Source organism: Chryseobacterium sp. BGARF1, from assembly GCF_001677955.1.
Classification (GTDB): domain Bacteria; phylum Bacteroidota; class Bacteroidia; order Flavobacteriales; family Weeksellaceae; genus Chryseobacterium.
The window spans coordinates 23,028-44,045 of record NZ_LELA01000114.1; the positions used below are offsets into that span (position 1 = coordinate 23,028).

Consider the following 21,018-nt stretch of genomic DNA (forward strand, 5'->3'; position numbering starts at 1 on the left):
AATCAATTTTTATTGTATTTTTGTATCTCAACTGTACCGCGCGCTATTTGGATGTAATGTGCGTCTTATGCGCCTTATTTTATTTTAGGAGCCAAAAAACAGAGAATGTTCAGGATGTTATTTCAGGATGGGATTTAGTAAATTAAAAATACCAAGGGTATGTGAGCAGTGTTCAAAACCCTTTGAAGCAAAGACAGTTATGAGTCGTTTTTGCTCTACTTCTTGTAACAATAAATCATTAAAAGCAAGGAAGAAACTTGAAAAAGATAAAGTAGAAAAATATACTCTTTTAGAAAAATATAAGAACAAGATTGCCGAAGTTCAGAATAGAGAATTTATCTCAGTTGCTGAAGCTACTGTTATGTTTGGACTTTCAAAAGATACAGTGCACAGATATATAAAAAGAGGAATTATTACTGGAACTAATTTAGGCTCAAGATTGACTCGTGTGAAGCGATCAGATCTGGAAAATTTATTTTCAGCAGTTGAAATGCCGGAAGAAAAGGAATTAATAATTGAGAAACCCAATTTTGAAGTTGGTAATTGTTATACAATTTCCGAAATTAGTTCAAAATTCCATGCTGATCCAGGAACTGTAACAAACCTAATAAAAAGAAATAAAATTCCGACAAAGAAAGTTGGAAGTTTCGTGTATGTTCCTAAAATTTTAATTGATAAAATTTTTGAAGGAAAATGAAAGAGTTACTAAAAACTAAGGTTACCGTACGCTTACGAAAAGCCGAGTTCCGAAATGAATGGTTTATTTATTTGGAAAGTTATCCTGTGAAGATGTCTGGTAGAGATAAAGTTCAAAGAGTTCGGGAGTATCTGAACAGAAGCGTTACAACGGTAGATTTTGACAAAAAACGACCTGCGAGAACAACACAAGATTCCGTGTCATTTAAACCTAAAAGAGATGATAATGGTATTATTGTTTGCAAAAGCAATAACGACCGCGAGACAATGCTTTATGCAGATTCTTTACGCAAATTGCGGCAGAGAGAGTATGATAACTTTGAACTTTACAGTGATCTTGACGCAGTACTTGCAGAACAAAAAGAAAAATCTCAGGAAAATTTTGTGAGATATTTTGATCTGCTGGTTACTAAAAGGCATAAAAACAATTCCGAATCCATTCAAGTAAATTGGTATCGCTCAATAGAGTTTCTAAAAGATTTTGGAGGCGAAACCATTACTTTCTCTCAAATAGATACAAGGTTCTGTGAAACGTTTAAAGCATATCTATTGACTGCTAAAAGTGGTAGTAATAAAGAAAATAGTATTTCTCAAAATACAGCTTCAACATATTTTTCTGTTTTCAGAGCTGCATTGAAAGAAGCTTTTATCGATGGCTATTTTACCAGTGATATTTCTGCTAAAATAAAATCGATTCCGCACAAAGAATCAAGACGAGAATATCTTACACTTGATGAACTTAATACTTTAGTTGAAACGCCATGTGAACTTGACGTACTAAAACGGGCGGCACTCTTTTCAGCTTTAACAGGTTTACGGCATTCCGATATTCAGAAACTTACGTGGAACGAAATAAGCCTTGAAAATGATCAGGCGAAAATAAATTTTACTCAAAAAAAAACCAAAGGCGTAGAATATATGCCGATGTCTAAACAGGCATTACAACTTTGTGGTTCAGTTGGTCTTCCTACTGATTTAATTTTTAAAAATTTGACTGACCCGGCTTGGATTTCCCGACCACTAAAGAAGTGGATTGAAAGTGCAGGAATTAACAAAAAAATAACTTTCCATAATTTCAGACACACTTTTGCAACGCTTCAACTTTCGAGTGGAACTGATATTTACACAGTTAGTAAAATGCTTGGTCATACAAACGTAAAAACTACGCAGGTTTATGCAAAAATTGTTGATGAGAAGAAAAATAAAGCTTCGACTGCTATTCATCTGAAAAATTTGTAAATGTATTTGCAACACATGTTTTGAGAATAATAACTTAATATTTCCTCCTGTAAATCTTTAAAATTGGCGTAGATACTAGGCTATCATGTAATATACATTACTGGACTGGGTTAATAATATCGAACATTACATCACCGTCTGTCTACTGATGCATCTTTCATTTTCGGTAAGCTAAAAGTTGAATGGCATCTTTAAAGAAGCGGATTAGTACTATTAATTAGCCAATTTAGGACAAAGGCATACTTTATTAAGTCAAAAACATAATAATCTATATTTCGATTGGTAGATTTACTTAAGGTAGGAGTAATAAGCAACTTATGATAGAGTAGAATAGTTAAGGTTGCGGTAGCAAAGTATAGTAAAACACTACGTTACGGTGATTTATATATTTTCCAAAATAACCGAAATGATAATGTCATCATTATATATGAAAGGGACGCAGGTGTAGAATCTCTCTTACCAAAATTATTTATTTTTTGTGAAATCTATAAATTAAATACAATGAATGATCATGACATATCTTTCGAGAATTTACCAAATGCAGTTGCGTTTCTCATTAACGAAGTTGGTGATCTTAAGCTATTACTAATTAAAGAAAATGCGACAGTAACGATTCCTTCCAAAAAAAAACCGATAGGTATTGATGAAGTATCAAAACTTATCGGAAAAGCAAAATCAACTATTTATACATTGGTGCGAAAAAGAAATATTCCTTGCTACAAAAATGGCAAGAAACTTTATTTTTTTGAAGATGAACTTTTAGATTGGATCTCTAATGGTAAACGCAAGACCATGGAAGAATTGACATTTGAAAGTGAACAGTACAAAAAAAAGAATTCTGGAAAATAATCACATTCGGTGAAAAAAAATGCTTAAGCTGTCTTATCTATAACTGAAAAATTTCATCGTAAATCGTATAATATTTATCGAAATTCCTTCAGATTTAAAAATAGTATAATCTCTTACGGAAGCTCTAGGAACATATATTAAAATGTTTAGACTATTCGAAATGTAAAATTATAAACGATTTACAAATTCTTTTACTAAGCATAAATATCAAATTAGCTCTCAAAAATTATAAAAAACTTTTTCGGAAAATCTACTCTTAATTTACTGTAGATTTAACTTATTTAAGATAGCTTTACAACGTGTATCTCGAAAATTCCGGTACAAAAAAAGCAATCTTAGAAAATTTTTTTCTAAGATTGCTTTTTTTGTAATACACTTCACTTGTTTTCACAAGATAGTTTTCGAAAAAAAAAATATTTCCAAAATTTCTCAGATAACATGATTATCTTCTACCAGAAATATCCTTAGGATGCCCATATTACTTCTACATGTAATATTTTATCTTAGGCTTTAATAGTATTATGATACTTACATTTGTTATAGAACTTTAGCTTCTTATTTTTTAATTATCTTGAAACTTTGCTTCTTTCCATCATTATATTTTACAGCTAAAATATAAACTCCCAGATTGAGATCAGAAAGGTCTATTTCCTTTGAAATCTTGTTGATTTCTTTTACTATTTGCCCAGAAGGTGTAGCAATAACGATAGATTTTATATTATAAGTTTCTGTTAAATTCAAAACATTTATAAAAGGATTTGGATATACTTTGAAAATCGGGTTGCCAGCAACTTCATTTGTAGAAAGTGCAGAGGCTGTTTCCCAAAAAATATCGTCTAAAAAATGCGAAGCGGTAGTAGTTCCGTTATTTCTTATTGCCAATCTCGCAGTTGAAGGAACTGAGGAAGGCACAAGTACTGTATAATCTGTATAATTGGTGTTTGGGGTAATGGTCTGAAGATTTACAAAAGAAGAAGCATCAGTAATATTTGTAACATATCCAATATTTAATGATCCTGTTCCTGTTGTTACTTTGGCTTTCATTCTTAATTGATTCGTTCCTGCAGCTACATTATTAAATTCAGGCAATATGGCAATTGAAAAATTAGCAGCACCGGAAGAGGTCATCGAAATGCTTCTTGCTCCGGAAGCCGCGTTGGAATTGCTGATGGTTTGAGCTCCTGCCTGTGCTCCCATAATACGGCTCCAGCATTTTGGAACAATATTTCCGGTGGCGTAGCTGTCAAAATTTTCAAATATTCCTGCTATTGGTGCGCATTCTGTTGTAAAATTACTTAAAGCTGACCAAGGACTTTTATCTGTAGAGCTACATACTGAACGAACCCAAACATTATATGTAGAGCTAGGCTGTAATAATGACAAATCAGCAGATGTGGTGGTAGATGTTCCCAAAGAAGTTGCAGTGCTTGACGGGGGCGTACTGTATAATGAATAATAATATTCGTATCCGTTGGCTGGTGTTGCAGATGGAGCTATCCAATTAATGGTTGCGGTATTGGTGGTAACTGCAGCGGCTGTAATATTACTCGGCATATAACATGTTGCAGCCTGAGTAAGAGTAATATCGTCGACTATTAAATACCAGTCGGCAGTTCCTGAGGGAGGTGTTGTTTTAGTTCCGGTAATTCTGAAACGGAAATCAGAATCTAAAGGAACAGCCCCTGCCGGTATTGCTGCAGTAAATGCAGTACAATTGGTCTCTGATGTGAAATTTATCTGGCTTCCTATCGTATTCCAGGTATTGCCTGCGTTTACAGAATATTCAACAAGCATATTTCCATACGTAACATATACACTGTTTGATTTTTTTGCAGAATAATTAAAGCTTACAGCAATGTCGTTACCATTAGAGCTGGTATTAGAATACATCAAATAAGAAGTCATCGTGGAAGCAAGAGTTCCGTTCAGTTTTTTCCACACTGCCGCAGTTCCGGTACAGGGATATCCTGCCGTAGTAGTTCTGGAAAACGGACTGACAACAGGATAAGACCATCCTGCAGAAGGAAATGTAGTAGATTCAAAACCCTCAGAAACTAAAACCTGTGCGTTTGCAGCGATGGTAAATAGACTGAAACACGAAAGTAAAGTTTTTTTCATTTTATTTATTTTTAATTTATAATTATTTGTTTTTTACCAGAACCCAGCCCGAATATTGAACTTCAGTTCTTTTTAATTTAGATTCTGTCCAGCTTAAATGATACCAGTATGTTCCGGTACTTATCTTTCTTCCATTATAGCTACCATCCCATTTATAACCTATGTTTTTAGAAGCATCAAAAACTTTTAATCCATATCTGTCGTAAACAGAGAACCTGAGGCCTTCTTTATGAGCTAAAGCACTATAATCTAAAACATCATTGATTCCATCGTTATTAGGAGTAATTGCGTTGATGAGATTAGGAATTGTAATTTCTACAGAAACAGGATTACAGTCATATGCATCTTTCACATATACAATTCTGCTTCCTCTGGGTACATTTGTAAAAACATTCGAATCTTGCCAATTGATGTTATCAATAGAATATTTATATGGCGCGTTTCCTCCCGTTACATGTACAGTCACTGTATTGGTCTCAATCTCAATATTTGAGATTACCGGCTGTTCTGAAGAATAAACTTTTACAGTTTGCTTTGTCCAGCATTGTCCGGTTTTTAATCTCACCCAGTAAGTACCCACAGCTACATCAGATATTATTGATGTGGTTGCTCCTGTACTCCATTCATAGCCGTCAAAACCTGATCCTGCGTCTAATGTTGTTTTATCTTCAATACAAATTATCTTATCAATTAATATGGTTGATGTAGTGGGAGGTAAAACTATAAGAGTAATCTTAGCTACTTTATAACATCCGTTTGCATTAGTTACTTTTACATATGCTACACCGTTTGGTGCAATATAATTATCAGGATTTAAAATTTCATTGGTTCCATTTACAGCGTCAGTAGGTGAAGGATAGTATTTTCTTGTTATCCCTGGCTGCGTAGATACTATTGCTGACGTAAGATTAAATAAACCTGTTGCAATATTATTTTCAAGAAAACAGATTCTCAAAGTGGCATCATTTACAACAGGGCTTTCTAGCATATTTAGCGTTAGAGTTACTTGCTCACAATCTGGAAATATGGGATTATTTCCACAAAATCTGTATACAATCGTATCTATTCCTACATATCCAGGGGTTGATGTATAATGGATAACTCCTGTTATCGGATCAATCGTTGCTGTCCCATGTTGAGGCGGAGTTGTAATTATAACAGAATTTGGAACATATGTTTGGGTAGAATAGGTAAATTCAGGAATAATAATCTGGGCGTTATCGCATACATCGATTGTTTTGGTAGATTCGTATTGGCACGAAGCATCTTCTGCATAATAACCACTATATCCCAAGAATATACTTCCTCCTATAACTTCTGCACTTACGGGCTTATCGGAATTTATTTTTACGTTTCCTGATATTCCCATTAATGAGTAAGTAACCCAATACGGGTTTCCGGTAACCGGGTAAGGTCCTTCAGCGGGAGTCGGCGTTATCCCATTTACTGTTAAATTGGCTCCGGTCTGGGTCAAAACATTTAATTTCAGGTTTAGTAATGGTAAAGGAAAAGAGCTACTTACTCGTGGAAGATCATCTACTTTAGGAATTTCATCAATTTTTTTTGACTGAATACATCCAATGGGAGGAACAAAGTTGAAACTGCCAGTCGCATTACTGGTTGCAATTCCGGCAACGAGATGGTATACATACACGTTTTTACTCGTTTTAATATACATATTATGATGGTCACTCCCCTGATCTACATAACTGGATGCAGTAACTCTGTAGAATTGACCTTCATTTAAAGTAGCGACCGCAACAGGATTATTATTAATAAAAACTTGGGTATTATCATCAGTTGCTACGATCATAGCTCCTTCTGTTTCTTTTGCAATATTCCCCATTCCTTTTACAAGAATGTATTCTCTCCCCAAACGTTCTACAGGAACAGACTGGTCTATCATAATATCGGGTCCGTCGAAAACCGTACTATTAGGTAAAGAATATTGTCCGGCAAAGTTGCCGTTATTTAAAGATATAGGCTTGTCAGCAATTATTTTAGCTCCTATAAAGCCTGCTCTGTTTCCGGTAATATTAGAACGTCCTTCTATTATATACGATTCTCCTTTGTTGAGAAGGAACGTAAGCGTAGGATTCGTTACTCCTGTCATTCCGTTTGAAAACTGTACAGAAGCCTCGTAGTCTGAAACTTTTACCAAAGTATTATCTTCTGTAGCTATTATACCACATGTGAAATTATGGTTTGTCGTAGTGCTTGTACTGGTATTTGTGATAGGAGGATAAACGGCATAAAACTTTTTGCCTATCCCCGATTTTCCTTTAGAAGTGAGAATTTCACCATGTCCCACATCAGAAACCCGTAAATCTGCCATAAAAGGAATATTTGCACTCGCATAAAGCCCTCTCGCTGTTACTTTGAATACTTCAGATTGCTTGTAGGCAATTATTAAATCTACAGGAATTGTAAAAACTCCCGGATTTCCGTTACTGATCGTAACGGTGCCAATAACTGCATTGTTATTATAAATAGTCACAGGAAAAGGTATTGTAGAATCTGTAGAAAAATACAAAGCCTGTCGGTTATTGTTCGACGACAAAGAATTCCGGCTCATCATAGGAGCAAACCAATGTTCTGTATCTTTTTGTGCAAAAACATGATTAGCCGTTAAAAAAAGTAAAAATAAAAGTAGAAGTCTTATCATAATATATTGTTGAAAAATATTCGATGGGTAAGATTTTGAAAAAACAATTATTTCTAAAATTGTATTCTCTTTTTTACAAATTATTTCTTAATAATCTGAATTATTTTCATGTCTATTGTGTTGAACAATATTAGTATTATATTAGCTGCAGTTTTAATAATAGGCTTGCATTTTTACATAAATTAGTGTGAATTTACAAGACATTACAATTACAAAACTCTAAAAAACAACAACTTAAAATTTAAGATATATTAATTAAAAGAATGGAATCAATCAGGTTTACTATTAATTTTTATCTTACTATTTATTTAAGAATTATTAAAAAAACTAATCTTTTCTTATTTTCACTTTTTATTTGTCCTATTTTTTTCTTGGCGCAAACCAATAAGGATTTCGAAATATTAAGAGATAAAGCTTTTCAAAAACTATATGAGAATCCTGAAGAATGTATTCGCTATACACAAAGTTTGCTCTTAAGTGAAAAGGAAAAAGACAATCGCATTATTCTTCAAAAAATCATTTCGCAAGCATACACTTTAGAAGGAAATTATGTACAGGCAATCTCTATATACAATCAAAAAGAAGATGAAAATAAAACTGAATCTCAAGATGTAATTTATTTCGTTCGGTTATTTGATAACTACAACTTAGCTGATATTTACCAGAATTTGCAGTTATACAGCCAATCACAAAAAATTATTGATCAGGTTTTAAATGATCAGAAGCTTCTAAAAACTACTGATCCTAAAAAGAGATCAGTGATTGCAAAACTTTTTCAGCTTCAAGCCATTAATGCCGCTATCAGTAAAAACTATAAACAGGCAATTAAAAGCCTGAAACAAAGCGATCAATATCTTGACATTAACACTAAAGAAGCAAGATTCCTCAAACACGAAAATGTGCTTTTCCTGAGTAACTTTTTAATGCGTTTAAATAGACAGGATGAAGCTCAGCAACTTTTAGAAAAGATCATACCGGAAATTGAGACACAGGATAAAAGCCCTTTTCTTTTGGCTTATGCATATCAGAATTTATCAAAATATTATTTTCAGAAAAAAGACTACATCACCGCAACAGAGAAATTAAAAATTGGATTCGAAAAAATTGAGAACCTTCCTTATAACGGAATGAAACTAATTTTCTACGATTTATTTTCAAAAAACTATCTGGCTCTAAAAAATGATGAAAAATATCTTTACTACAATAATTTATACAGCAGCACCAAAAAAACTTTAGAAACCAATAGAAAAGAAGGAATACAATACAGCATAAAATTATTAGAAAACCAGCACAGAGAAAATTACACATACAAAGACCAGCTCCATAAAGGTTCTCTTAAGTCTTTGGTTCAAATTTTTATTTTGCTCATTTTGGGGCTGCTCATTTTTTGGTTTTATCAATTCAAAACAAATAAAAATCTAAAAAAACAGATTTTGTTCTTTCAAAAACTGGAACTGCAGGATTCAGTTTCCATTAGAGAAAGAAAAACTAATGAAAATAAAAATGTAAAGGAACAAAATCAGGAGAAAGAGATTGCCAACAATTCGAAAGAAAGAGATCTTAAAATCTTAAAAAACATAGAAGAATGGGAAAAAACACTAGGTTTTTTAAACAAAAACATGTCTTTAACAGTCTTTTCGCAGCAAATTGGTATCAATAAACAATACTTATCTGAATTTATAAATAGTAATAAAGAAAAAAATTTCAATGCATATATTAATGAATTAAGGATCAATCATATTGCTAATTTACTAAAAAACGATCCCTCATATCTTAATTACAAAGTGAGCTATCTTGCTGAATATGCCGGCTTTTCGTCACACGGTGCGTTCTCTAATGTTTTTAAATCAATAACGGGAATGTCACCAAACACTTATATTCAACAAATCATTAAATCTAAATCTCAATGAAAAGACACGCGTTTATTATCTTTTTGATGATGATGATTAATTTTTCTTGTTTTGCTCAGCAGATCAATGACGACTCCCTTTTTAAAAGAGCCAATCAGGAGTATTACAATAACCCAAACGAATCGATTCAGATTGTAAAAGAACTTCTCAAGAGAGAGAGAAATCCAGATAAAATAATAAAGCTATATCTTGTAATCTCATCAGCCGAGCTCACAAAAGGAAACTTTAATGCCTCATTACAATATTTGTTTAAAGCCCGTGAATTGGCACTAAAATCTAATGATCCCAAAGTACAGACAACTTTTTTTATTACCATCGCTTTACAGTATGAGCAAATGGAATTAGATTCAAAAACGTTGGAATCTTTAGACGAAGCTGAACAGTATCTAGCAAAAATTCCTGATGGTACATACCATAAATATTTTGAAATCGGTAGAATAAACTTGGTGCGAGGAATGATCAGTAAAAAACAGAATAATCCGGAGATTGCACTTCAAAGATTTCAAACAGCTGTAAAATCTTTTGAAAAAATAAAAGAAGCTTCAAAAACCTACTATAACCAAAGTATTTTATTTTTTTACATTGGTAATTGTTATTTAGATTTAGGTTCTGAAGAAAAAGCAGAAAAAGCTTTCACAAGAGCTTACGATTTAGCGATTATAACCGACTCAAACAGTTTAGAATCCTATGCTTTAAAAGGATTATCTCAAATACAAAAAATAAAGCACCAAAATAATCGCGCATTACAATATTTAAAAGATGCTGAAGAGCGGGGTAAAAAAACCGATGATTCTAAACTTTTAGAAGAAATTTATAAAGAAATGGCAGACAATTATTTAGCCATGGGCAATCAAAATTACTATCAGCTATATAGCAAGAAGCTGCAAGAATTACAATTTAAAAGAGAACAATTGGAACTAAGCTCTATCAACGAAAGCATTAATAGTCAAAATAAAAATGCTTCAATAAAAATACAAGAACTCGAATCTAGACATGAGAATTTAATCATTGTAATCATTCTTCTTGGCAGCACTATTTGCCTTTCCATTACATTTGTTGTGTACAAGCTAATGAAACATAATAGAAAAAATAGTAAACAAATCCACAAAATATTAAATGATTAAATTTTGTAATGTATTATTGAGTATTCCTGACGAAGTGCAAACAGGAAAAGGACTCTTTATCAATGTTTTAAATAGAAATAGGTAGGATAAAAAATAACAGAATGGTTAATGTTTAGTATATATATCCACAAATTACACTAGTAAATCAGTATCTTATTTGTACCTTGAAATTGTAACTAATTGATTTAAAATATTGGTTATTTTTGAAGAAGTGAAGTAATTATAATTAGTGTTAAATCACTAAAACATATAAAACCGCTATAAATATATTTTTATAGCGGTTTTTTTGTGAATTTTAATTGGTAATAATCTTTGATTTGTATGCCCCATTGATGTGTGTTGTAATATCTCAAAATTACTAACCTAAATTAAATCGTTAGTAACTGCATATGCTAATGCTTCTGTGATATTGCTTACATCAAGCTTTTCAAAAAGTTTTCTTCGATGCCACTTTACAGTATCAGAAGATAAATAGGTCTTTTTAGCGATTTCTGATATAGTTAACCCCTGAAGATAATATCTGAATACATCAAACTCTTTATATGTTAACTTTTTTTTGTTGGTTTTGACCCATTTTTCATCTTTAAGATCATATAGCCATAATAGGTCTGATACATCTGAAGATATCTGAATATTTCCTGATGACTTCTTTAGCGATAGTGATAAATTACAAATTGCCTTCTTAATGTTACCTTTATGATCAAGCTCAAAAGGTATCACTTTATAATTGAGTAATATTTTCCTTTTTTCAACACTTTTGATGTGAGAATCAAAGTTTATGATATATTTGGTCCTGTCGTTAATGGGAAGTTTATTGAAAAATGGGATGACCGTTTTTTTTAGTATATCAAGGATATGATGATCTTCTGATGCTGTTATTTTTCGAAGAAAACTTAAACCTGCTGTTTTTATATCTTGTATAGAGCCTTCTGAGATGTAAAATGGAAGATATGGAATGTAATCAATTTTTTTCTCAAGCAAATTGATGATGAAAATATTACCATGTATACTTTTTGTCACTGCTTCAAATACTTTCGTCGTTTGGCTAATTAAAACCTCATCTGTTGCTTGGTAGCTATCCTCTGGAAATAAGTAATTTTTTTTCATTAATATTTTTTTTTGGCACTATAAAACTACACTAAAGTGTAGAAATAATCTAATTATAATGATTTATTTTTATTAAAAATTAATACCATGTCCAAAATTATTCTTTTATCTGCTATTGTGCTAATCTATTACGACTATTTAAATATCTTATTTTGGTGATTTATTATGATAAGTTTTCATCATTTTTTTATCGGTACACATATCGGTAAAATTTGATGTACTTCACCAATATTTTCTGTTATTGCTTTTAAATTAAAACTAAACCATAATTTTTTAAACATGAAAAACCAAATTTATTTTGGTAGGATGCATCTTTTCAGATGTATTCTACTTATTTGGCTTGTCTGCCCTTGGGTTGTGCAAGCTCAAATTGGAACTCACATTACTTCTAATTCTCAGGTTGGCTGTAAAGATTACCGGGGAGATAAAGAAGAACAATATGATAATGGAGTGACATCTGAGCAGGTGATCTCTTCGCAATGTGTTAAAGTTTGTGCAGGTAGTACGGTTACTTACACCGCCAGTGGTCAAAATATTGCCAATGTACAATGGACGGCAGCAGGAGGTACAGTTGGTACGGTCTCAGGGCCTGGAAACAGCGATGCTCAGATAACTTGGAATAGTTCACTTGGTAGCGGCTCTGTACAGGCGATCATTACCTATTCAAATGGTACAACAGAAAACCAAACAATTTGCATTGAGAAAATTAATACGCCTACTGCTGAATTTCAAATGCTTAACCTTGATTATACCGTTTGCAAAGGTACTCAAATCTATTTTGATAACCTTTCTCAGGATAATGGAGGGGCAGAAATAGTGAGTTACTTTTGGGATTTTGGAGATTCAAATTCAACATCACCTACATCTACGGCTTTTGAGCCTTCTCATACTTACAATCAGGCAGGGAATTATACTGTTTCATTAACAGTAACAAATAAGTGTGGTTGTTCGGATACCTTTTATAAAAAGATCGAAGTGAGCCAATCAACACCTGTACAGATCAACTGTGCTTCTGTAGTATGTGAAGGAAGCTTAGAAAAATACAGCGTACAGGATGGATGTAAAGATGGGGAATGGAAAGTGATTGGGGGATCTATTGCTTCCAATAATGGTAATGAGATCGAGGTGAAGTGGGATCAAGTAGATCCTGCTGATGGATTTGGATATGTGATGTACAGATCTAAATGCGGATGTGAAGAATGGACGACCATAAAGATCCCGGTAATATTGTCGAACGGACAAATACAAGGTCCGACAGCAGTTTGTAAAGACAAACAATATATCTATAAGTTACCACAATGGCCTACTACTAATTTCCAATGGAATATGTCTGGCCCATCAGGTCAGCTTATTTACAATCAGCAAAGAAATGAAATTGTATTTCAGGGATCTCAGCCGGGAACTTACACTTTATGGTGTAGCTATAGAAATACTTTGTTACAGTGTGAAGGGTATGCTTCAATGACGATCACGGTTGAAGAACCTGTTGTTGTAAGTGGAGGTACAGATGAAATTTGTGCTGGTACAAGCCAGACCTTCACCGCAAGCCCTAATGTTCCTGTGATATGGACAGTAACAGCAGGAGGTTCTGTGGTTTATAACTCTGCGCCTACCACACAGCCATTCAGCTATTTATTTAATACAGCAGGATATTATTCGATAACAGCAACTAAGCAAGGCGGAGGCTGCGAAAGCAATGCCAGGTTTGTAAAAGTGATCCCACCACCAACATCGCCTACAGGAACAATATTGGGAGAACATCTAATTTGTTCAGGCAAGCCTTATGTCTATACTTTAAGTTCTGTAGATAGTGGAACAGTACCGGTATGGGGCATAACGGGAGGTGTTATTCAGGGTAGCAATACAGGAAATTCAATAACAGTAATATTTAATTCCGGAGCTCCTTCATATTCTATTTCTGTACGCAATAGAACCTTAAATGCTGCAGGATGTCTTTCAAACCGAATAACAAAAGCTATTGGGGCAATAAATCTAAATACCATCATGGTAAGCCCTCAGTCTGGAACTTACTGTCCAAGTAGTTCCCATACGTTTACCGCCAACCTAAATGGTATAGTACCAGATATGATGGAATGGTATTTTGATGACGCTAACTTCGGAAGTTTTGCCAGCGGTCAGGGAACAGGAATTGTCACAATAAACTTTAATGAGATCTCTAATTTTAACAATAATACTGTTTTACATTTGAAAGTGGTAAAATGTGGAGTGGAGAAAATTATCGATATTCCGGTGGCACTATATACATTACCTGTAGTTAGCTTTGCAAGTAATCCACCAATATGTCTTGGTTCAAATCTTGTTTTTAACATCAATGAGGGTGGAATACCAGCTGGAACGCAAATGCAGTTTAGCTTTGCTAACGGAAGCATTCATCCAACGACCTCTAATGGTTCGGGGCAGTATTCATTTGCAAATAACAACTACATTCAAAACAATACAGGAGCTAATGTTTCGCAGACTGTTACAGTAACTTATATCGGAGCAAATGGCTGTAATTATAGCCCAACTGCAACAGCAATATTTACAGTGTATCCGCAAACTTTTATAACGATCTCTCCGGTCTATAATATTGTGGTTTGCGATCCGTCAACCATTTCGCCTTATACGTTTACTGCAAATAGTTCTACAGGGCTTACCAATACTACTGGATGGCAGTGGTATTATAATGGTCAGCCGGTAGGTACAAATATCAACTCCTATACTATGTCCGGAGCAAATATTTTTGGAACTTATTATGTAGAAGCAACAGATCAAAATGGATGTATAGTTAGGTCACAGGAAGTGAAAGTGACTCAGGATTGTTCTACAAATGGTTGTACGGCCGATCCGCAAATTTCTTTTACTCCAACATGGACGGGTTGTAACACGATCAATGTAAGTAATGTAAGCTTCCTAGGTACTCCTGATGAGATCCAATGGGGAAGTGATAGTGTGTTGAGTTTATCATCTGGACAAGGAACTCTTTCACCGGTTTATACTACTACATTAGCTGGTGCACATATCGTTTTTCTTAAATTAAGATATGGTAGCTGTTGGTACAGTGCCGGATATGAGGTACAGAAAAAATATGAACCTAAATTTAACATCAGTACAGTTTGTAACGGAAGTGGTTACACGGTTATTTTGCACAACACGTCAACAATTTTCGCTATCAATAATTCGACGATCAATTATCAGTTTAGTGGAGGAGGGCAACCTGGTCAAAATGGCGAAACGGCTACATATAATTTAGCACCTGGTACTTACACATTCACAATGACGATGCAGTCTGGAAGTTTCCCGGCTTGTACGACAACGCAGACCATAACCCTAGAACCATTGCCATCTGTGAACTTTACCGCTCCAACTTCAGCTTGTCAGGGTGAGGTAATTACTTTGCAGGTACCTGGGGCCTATTCTCCGAATAATGTGTATACTTGGATTTTTGACAGCACATCTTTTGTTACTTCTGAACAGTATGTAAACATTACTTTCAATAGTTTTGGACAAAAATTTATACAATTAAAAATTAAAACGGCTAATGGATGCGAATTTGAATCATTACCAAAACCAATTACAATAAATGGAACAGACTTCGATGGGACAGTACAAGCCTCTGCTCTAATTAGTTGTATTGGAAATGCCCCAATTGTGACCTATAATCCTACTTTTGGAACTGTAATACCTACACAGTATATATGGATGAATGGCTCTCAACCTGTTCCAAATGTTTCTAATTCATCTTCATTCATACCTACTGAATCAGGAATGTATTGGCCTGTTTTAGTTTCAGCACAAGGATGTAAATCTTATAATATGAGTAGTCAAGCAGTTTCAATTACATTACTTAATGCACCTTATGTAAATATTTCAGCGAAGGCAAATATTTGTGCCAATCAATCTGCGACATTAACGGGGATCGTAACGAGTAGTAATCTGGAATATCGTTGGGGAGTAAATGCAGCGCCAACTGGGTTGTGGACATCTTTACCAACTCCTGCCCCAATTATTTACAATACAGCTACTTTAAGTGCCGGAACATACACCTATTATCTAGAGGTGCGCCCTGCTGGAACAACCAACGGTTGTGTAGGGTCTAAGAGCTTTACGATAACCGTAAGTAATCCTCCAGCAACACCTACAATAAATTATACGTTACAGAGTTGTCAGCCTTATAAAGTTTTGTTAACTGCTTCAGGTCCTTCTGTAGGGCAATACAACTGGAGTAACGGCATGTCTGGTCAGTCTATAGAAGTATATGAAGGAGGGGCTTATCAGGTGACTTACACAGCACCAAGCGGTTGTAAAGTTTCTAATCAGGTTCAAATTCCTCTAAGTATCGAAAGTCTGATGTGGGTATTCCCTACAGGATGTTACGATGAATGTAGAGGTGATCGTTATATTATTGGTCCAAGAGGGATTTTTAATGGGCATGAGTGGCAAATGTTTGGAAATAATATGCAAAGTGGAATTAATGATTTTATTTATCCATTTTCTATAAGTACTTCGGGTACATACCAGTTACAGATCGATCAGTTTGGGTGTCAGGTAACTTCTGGAACAATGAATTTCTATCCTGGAATAGAATGCGGTATAGAATCTGAATGTAAATTTGATGCTCATGTGGAGGGGATGAAATGGAATGGAGATCATTTTATGTTACTTGGAGTCATCAATAACTATTCTGGTCAGCCGATGACGATAACTTTGTCGAGTATATATGGATATGGCAGTTATATCCCTTCAGTAATTACAATTCCGGCAGGAGGGGTATATGATATGTTTACCAACCCTATCGCATTTTATCCTAATGCAACGTTCCCTGGTGGAGCAGACGAAATTCTTTTTTATGCCGGAAATGGATGCAAGTTTGTCACAAAGGTTGAGATTCCTGATTATGTCAGCAAATCGTCTAACCCGAAGTATGTATCTTCAACAGTTTCTGAGTCGTTAATAAAAATATTTCCTAATCCTGCGAAAGAAAAAGTAACTGTTTCTTTCAATACAGGTAATGAAAAGGAAAAAGCAAAACAGATCCAGGTCTTTGATGCTAGAGGAACAGTGAAATATACTAAAGAGCTAAGATCTTCTTCCGGTGAAATGGAAATTCAGATAGATGATTGGCTTCAGGGCGTTTACATTGTCATCATCCATACCGATGGAAAAGCATTACAAGGTAAGTTAATTAAGAAATAATCAATAAAAAATGCAGTGTTTTGAAAATAAACACTGCATTTTTACAATTATTTTATTAAGTTTAAAAAACAAATACAAAATATTATAATATGCAAAAATCTTTAAAGAGTTTGTGCACGGTCTTACTTATGTTGCCAGGATTATTTATTAGCCAAAGTTATCAATGGCAATGGGGAAAACAAGCGGGTGGCCAAACGGGCTCGGTAAGTTCGGGATTTGATTATGTAAATGATGAATCAATTAGAGACATTGCGGTCGATAGTGAAAATAATACTTATTATTTAGCCACTATTTGGGCACAAAACCAAAATTTAGACGGCGCAGCAGTGACGAGTTATCATCAGAGAGATCTATTTTTGTTTTCTACCGATTGTCAGGGAAATGTAAGATGGTCTAGAACTATAGGAGGCACCGGAACATCTGAACATGCCTGGAATATTGAGTTAGATAATAATGGTGGACTGTATATAATGGCAAATCTTTTTAATCAAGGGTACGCAAATCAACCTAACTCAGTAGCAATTCATTTTGATGATACTCAAACAATGCCCTTAATTACAACCACAGATAATAATACGATAGATGCAGGAGCGAAAACAGGATACCTTTTAAAATATAATACTAATAACGGAAACTTAAGTTGGGCTAAACCTTTGCAGGGAGATGTCACTCAAGCGCTACGACAATGTGACTCCCAAATGATGTTTATGGATTCTTCTAAAGATATTCATGCTATTTTAGGGTTTTGCGCAGGAAGCCATTTAGGAGGATTGATAAATGTTCCATCAACATATACATCATCTTATCAGTATTATGTAGTTAAATTTGATTATAATGGAGGAAATATGACACCAGAAACAGCTGTTTTACTTCCTATCACAGGATTTGTAAGTGCAGGGATGGTTAACGGTCATGTAAATATGCTTTACGATGAATCTATGAATCGGTATTACTTAACAGGTAAAAGGCGAGCAGGAGGTTTTGGCTCTTTAATAGATTTTTCTTTTAATAATGTACCGATCAATAAAGAAGCTTATTTAATTGCCTTTGATGTAAATGGAAATACGGTTTCGGAAGCTTGGAGAAAAGAATTAGATAATGGACAGGCAACGATGGATGATGAAATTCATTCCATCATTAAGGATACAAACTCATCAGATATTTACATATCGGGGCGCTATGCCTCTCTTTATTCAACAGCTACTTTTGGAAATTATACTTTTCCAACTGTGACGTATTTTGGGCATATTCCCTTTACAATGAAATTGAACGCAGATGGAGTTGTTCAGTGGGCAAAAATTCCTGATGTGGTTCCTGCTACTGTAAATACTGAAAGCTATCGTTTTATGAAAAGTAAGATTGTTCAGAATGGAAATGAAATAGGATTTGCACACGGAAGTTGGGGAAGTGCTTGGGGAAGTTATAATATGACGAGACCTAGTGGAGACCGAGCCGATCCAATATTGGTTCGTTTAAACAAAGATTCGGGAGCAGTTTTAGGACTGGCTGATATTCTTAGTAGCTACAATACAATAGACGAGTTTACAGCTGTAGCAGTAGACAACGATGGCAACTATGTTTTAGGAGGATTTTTTCAACAACAGTTGTTTACTGATACCAACGATAATGTGCCAACGATGGCAATAAATGTTACGGCAGGTAAATCTCAAAATTTCATTACAAAATATGCTAGATCAGCATGCAGTGGTTTGTCGGTTGAAGAAACCTCAATGGAAGCAGGTTTGCAGTTCTATCCTAATCCAGTTCAGGATGTACTTAATATAAAAAGTAAAAATAAACTTGAAAGTTTTGAGATATATTCCTCAACAGGGCAAAATATTAAAAGAGGAAATTTACAGAATACCAATGCGCAGATCAATATGAGTGGATTGACCGCTGGAGTGTATTATGTAAAAGTGAAGACAGAAAAAGCTGTGGTGACAGAAAAGGTGATAAAAAGATAGACCAACCAATCATTTTAAATAGATGATATTATTTTCTAAAAAAACACAAAAACGGAAGCACTTTTATTAATCTTATCGGAATATTTTTACAACAAATAATAGTAAAAAAATAATTGAAATCCGCTTTGAACGAACGTTTAAAGCGGATTTCAATTATTTAATTATGGTATGTTTCACAAATTGAAATATTTAGCACTAAAATCGTTTTAATAATACTTCTCATAGTTGTGTCGTTCTGTTAAAATTTTGAATAATGAAATAATATCTTAGTTGGTCTTTTTTATTTTCACATTATTAAACAGTTATAGTGCAATAAATTCGTCTCGCTGAATTTCCACTATTTATGAATACCTTTTGTTTTTGTCCATTTGCAGTATTTAAAATCATGCATGGTAGAAGATAAATTTTTTTACAATGAAGCTTATCTTCCAACAGTCATTTTCTGTGTTTTTTTCAAACCTTGTGCGACCTTTAGTAGCAAAACCTTTGTATCTTATATTTTCTGCATTAGCACTTCTGTCGAAACGATTCTTCCAGATTTTAAACAAACTGTCGTAGCTTCCATGAAGGTTCAGGATATTCCAACCCTCAAAACTGCGCTCAAATACAACTGTCAGAAAATCTTTTTCATTACTGGGGTTTACAAACTTATAATAATTCGAATCAGTTTTTTTTATTTTCCTAATATTGAATTTGGGTTGTTCGTATAAAAGAATCAATTGTTTTATGAAACTCTAATGAATCAAGCTTGATATGGTTAGTTAGAGTAATTGTTAGATTATCCTTCCTATATTTAATCTTAAGAACCTATCTCTGCTATTTTTAGCCCATAATCTGTATCAGATTTATTGAAAAAAAAGTTGTAAAAAACAATTCATTCCTGTAGTTGAAAATGCATTTTTGAAGAAAGTGGTGTAAAATGATGTTTAAAGCATTTCGAAACTTGGTTTATTTATATTTTTGAGGAAAAGGTTGTGCAGATTTTTGATTTAAATAGGATAAAGCTTAAAAATATGTCATTGATTTTAAAAACTGCTGATTCAAATAATCTCCTTTAGTAGGTACATTTTTTGCTAGTCGAGTTTATAGAGCCGATGTTAATAATGATGAATTATTGATAGTTTATGCTAAATAATTGCATATGTCATTTGATTATCTTATCTTTGCAGATAATAATACGAATAGTGATTTGATTTCTAGAAAAATTTCAAGTATTAAATCAAACGTTTATTTTTGTCATTAATTTTTAGGTGCTCTACCTTTTAAGAAGTTTGATTTTCACTCTTAAATTCTACACATCCATATTTTTTTTCAAAAATTTATTATAATTTTGATATAAATTAAAATATTTGTATTTTCCAGTCTTATTAACAGAATAAAATAATTTTTAATATATAATACAATGCAACAAGGAACAGTAAAATTCTTTAACGAAACTAAAGGATTTGGTTTTATTACTCCATCAACAGGAGGTCAGGACGTTTTTGTACACTCTTCAGGTTTAGTAGATCAAATTCGTGAAAATGATGTCGTAACTTACGAATTACAAAATGGTAACAAAGGGGTTAATGCGGTTAACGTTAAAAAAGCGTAACTTCAAATAACAACCATTATATGGTATATAGAGCGGGTAATTTATTTATCTGCTCTTTTTTAATTTAATCCGTGAGGTTAAAATCAATTTGAGGGCTATTTGCTAATTTAGCATTTCTAAAATTTAAGCATAAAACCTTAATTTTAAACAATCCACTTATTTAAAAGGAGCAATATTAATAATAGACTTTCTAGTATAATTATTATTGCGGAAATTCAGATGATAACCAAACTACAAATGATATTATAAGAGCTAAAGAACTTAGCAATCCGAATAGCAAACCCAATCCTATTTCTCGTGTTTTTGATTTTTTTTGGACAAATTAAAGCCATTAAAAATCCGGTTACTGCGCAACATGTAAATATCGATAATATTAAATCGTAACTATTATACAGGTTCTAAAACTTTCATTTACTACTTATTGTGCTAGCTTATTGCATCATGAAATTTATTGTTGCTTTTGTCGTAAAAAAAATAAGCTCTCATTTCTGAGAGCTTATTCTATTTAATAAATTGGTTATTCTTTAATGAATTTTCTCTGAGCTGTGCCCTGAAC

At 33.6% G+C, this 21,018-nt stretch carries 12 protein-coding genes; 8 read left to right on the forward strand and 4 right to left on the reverse strand.

Features of this window, described 5'->3' with window-relative positions; translation table 11 throughout:
• Nucleotides 1–127: 127 nt before the first annotated feature.
• From AB671_RS19690 to AB671_RS19700, 3 genes are all read left to right on the forward strand, one after another.
• Nucleotides 128–697: a helix-turn-helix domain-containing protein gene (locus tag AB671_RS19690; RefSeq protein WP_066679269.1), complete on the forward strand. Its 570-nt coding sequence runs from the start codon at nucleotides 128–130 to the stop codon at nucleotides 695–697.
• Nucleotides 694–1,935 carry a site-specific integrase gene (locus AB671_RS19695; RefSeq protein WP_066679270.1) on the forward strand — a complete coding sequence of 414 codons (1,242 nt, stop codon included), beginning with the start codon at nucleotides 694–696 and terminating at the stop codon, nucleotides 1,933–1,935. Before AB671_RS19690 ends, AB671_RS19695 begins: the two co-directional genes overlap by 4 nt.
• Nucleotides 1,936–2,436: 501 nt before the next feature.
• Nucleotides 2,437–2,784, forward strand: a complete 348-nt coding sequence (locus tag AB671_RS19700; protein WP_066679272.1) for a helix-turn-helix domain-containing protein — start codon at nucleotides 2,437–2,439, stop codon at nucleotides 2,782–2,784.
• A 555-nt stretch (nucleotides 2,785–3,339) separates the two neighbouring features.
• On the opposite strand, the gene AB671_RS19705 is transcribed toward AB671_RS19700, so the two are convergent.
• Both AB671_RS19705 and AB671_RS19710 read right to left on the reverse strand, forming a co-directional pair.
• Nucleotides 3,340–4,902, reverse strand: a complete 1,563-nt coding sequence (locus tag AB671_RS19705; protein ID WP_066679274.1) for a T9SS type A sorting domain-containing protein — start codon at nucleotides 4,900–4,902, stop codon at nucleotides 3,340–3,342.
• A gap of 22 nt (nucleotides 4,903–4,924) precedes the next feature.
• On the reverse strand, nucleotides 4,925–7,567 hold the full coding sequence (locus AB671_RS19710) for a T9SS type B sorting domain-containing protein (protein WP_066679275.1): 2,643 nt from the start codon (nucleotides 7,565–7,567) through the stop codon (nucleotides 4,925–4,927).
• Nucleotides 7,568–7,830: 263 nt separating this feature from the next.
• Here AB671_RS19710 and AB671_RS19715 point away from each other — a divergent pair, with 263 nt between their 5' ends.
• Together AB671_RS19715 and AB671_RS19720 are read left to right on the forward strand one after the other, a co-directional pair.
• On the forward strand, nucleotides 7,831–9,477 hold the full coding sequence (locus tag AB671_RS19715; protein ID WP_066679276.1) for a helix-turn-helix domain-containing protein: 1,647 nt from the start codon (nucleotides 7,831–7,833) through the stop codon (nucleotides 9,475–9,477).
• Nucleotides 9,474–10,601: a hypothetical protein gene (locus tag AB671_RS19720; protein ID WP_066679278.1), complete on the forward strand. Its 1,128-nt coding sequence runs from the start codon at nucleotides 9,474–9,476 to the stop codon at nucleotides 10,599–10,601. Before AB671_RS19715 ends, AB671_RS19720 begins: the two co-directional genes overlap by 4 nt.
• 363 nt (nucleotides 10,602–10,964) lie before the next feature.
• Here AB671_RS19720 and AB671_RS19725 read toward each other — a convergent pair whose 3' ends face one another.
• The gene (locus AB671_RS19725; RefSeq protein WP_066679279.1) at nucleotides 10,965–11,708 is read right to left on the reverse strand and encodes a response regulator transcription factor; all 744 of its coding nucleotides are present in this window, start codon (nucleotides 11,706–11,708) and stop codon (nucleotides 10,965–10,967) included.
• A gap of 279 nt (nucleotides 11,709–11,987) precedes the next feature.
• Here AB671_RS19725 and AB671_RS19730 point away from each other — a divergent pair, with 279 nt between their 5' ends.
• Nucleotides 11,988–16,904, forward strand: coding sequence for a PKD domain-containing protein (locus tag AB671_RS19730; protein WP_066679280.1), 4,917 nt, complete (start codon nucleotides 11,988–11,990; stop codon nucleotides 16,902–16,904).
• An 89-nt stretch (nucleotides 16,905–16,993) separates the two neighbouring features.
• Nucleotides 16,994–18,868, forward strand: a complete 1,875-nt coding sequence (locus AB671_RS19735) for a T9SS type A sorting domain-containing protein (protein ID WP_082987364.1) — start codon at nucleotides 16,994–16,996, stop codon at nucleotides 18,866–18,868.
• 383 nt (nucleotides 18,869–19,251) lie between these two features.
• On the opposite strand, the gene AB671_RS22380 is transcribed toward AB671_RS19735, so the two are convergent.
• Complete coding sequence (locus AB671_RS22380; RefSeq protein WP_157444268.1) at nucleotides 19,252–19,587, reverse strand: hypothetical protein; 336 nt, start codon at nucleotides 19,585–19,587, stop codon at nucleotides 19,252–19,254.
• A 683-nt stretch (nucleotides 19,588–20,270) separates the two neighbouring features.
• Here AB671_RS22380 and AB671_RS19745 point away from each other — a divergent pair.
• Entirely contained in the window at nucleotides 20,271–20,462 is a 192-nt protein-coding gene (locus AB671_RS19745) for a cold-shock protein (protein WP_066679284.1), read from the forward strand.
• Nucleotides 20,463–21,018 lie beyond the last annotated feature (556 nt).

Excerpts from the sequence above, each read along its gene's own strand:
- AB671_RS19715 (WP_066679276.1), top strand. The coding sequence starts at position 7,831 with ATGGAATCAATCAGGTTTACTATTAATTTTTATCTTACTATTTATTTA.
- AB671_RS19690 (WP_066679269.1), top strand. The coding sequence starts at position 128 with ATGGGATTTAGTAAATTAAAAATACCAAGGGTATGTGAGCAGTGTTCA.
- AB671_RS19745 (WP_066679284.1), top strand. The coding sequence starts at position 20,271 with ATGCAACAAGGAACAGTAAAATTCTTTAACGAAACTAAAGGATTTGGT.
- AB671_RS19695 (WP_066679270.1), top strand. The coding sequence starts at position 694 with ATGAAAGAGTTACTAAAAACTAAGGTTACCGTACGCTTACGAAAAGCC.
- AB671_RS19710 (WP_066679275.1), bottom strand. The coding sequence starts at position 7,567 with ATGATAAGACTTCTACTTTTATTTTTACTTTTTTTAACGGCTAATCAT.
- AB671_RS19705 (WP_066679274.1), bottom strand. The coding sequence starts at position 4,902 with ATGAAAAAAACTTTACTTTCGTGTTTCAGTCTATTTACCATCGCTGCA.
- AB671_RS19730 (WP_066679280.1), top strand. The coding sequence starts at position 11,988 with ATGAAAAACCAAATTTATTTTGGTAGGATGCATCTTTTCAGATGTATT.
- AB671_RS19720 (WP_066679278.1), top strand. The coding sequence starts at position 9,474 with ATGAAAAGACACGCGTTTATTATCTTTTTGATGATGATGATTAATTTT.
- AB671_RS19700 (WP_066679272.1), top strand. The coding sequence starts at position 2,437 with ATGAATGATCATGACATATCTTTCGAGAATTTACCAAATGCAGTTGCG.
- AB671_RS19725 (WP_066679279.1), bottom strand. The coding sequence starts at position 11,708 with ATGAAAAAAAATTACTTATTTCCAGAGGATAGCTACCAAGCAACAGAT.
- AB671_RS19735 (WP_082987364.1), top strand. The coding sequence starts at position 16,994 with ATGCAAAAATCTTTAAAGAGTTTGTGCACGGTCTTACTTATGTTGCCA.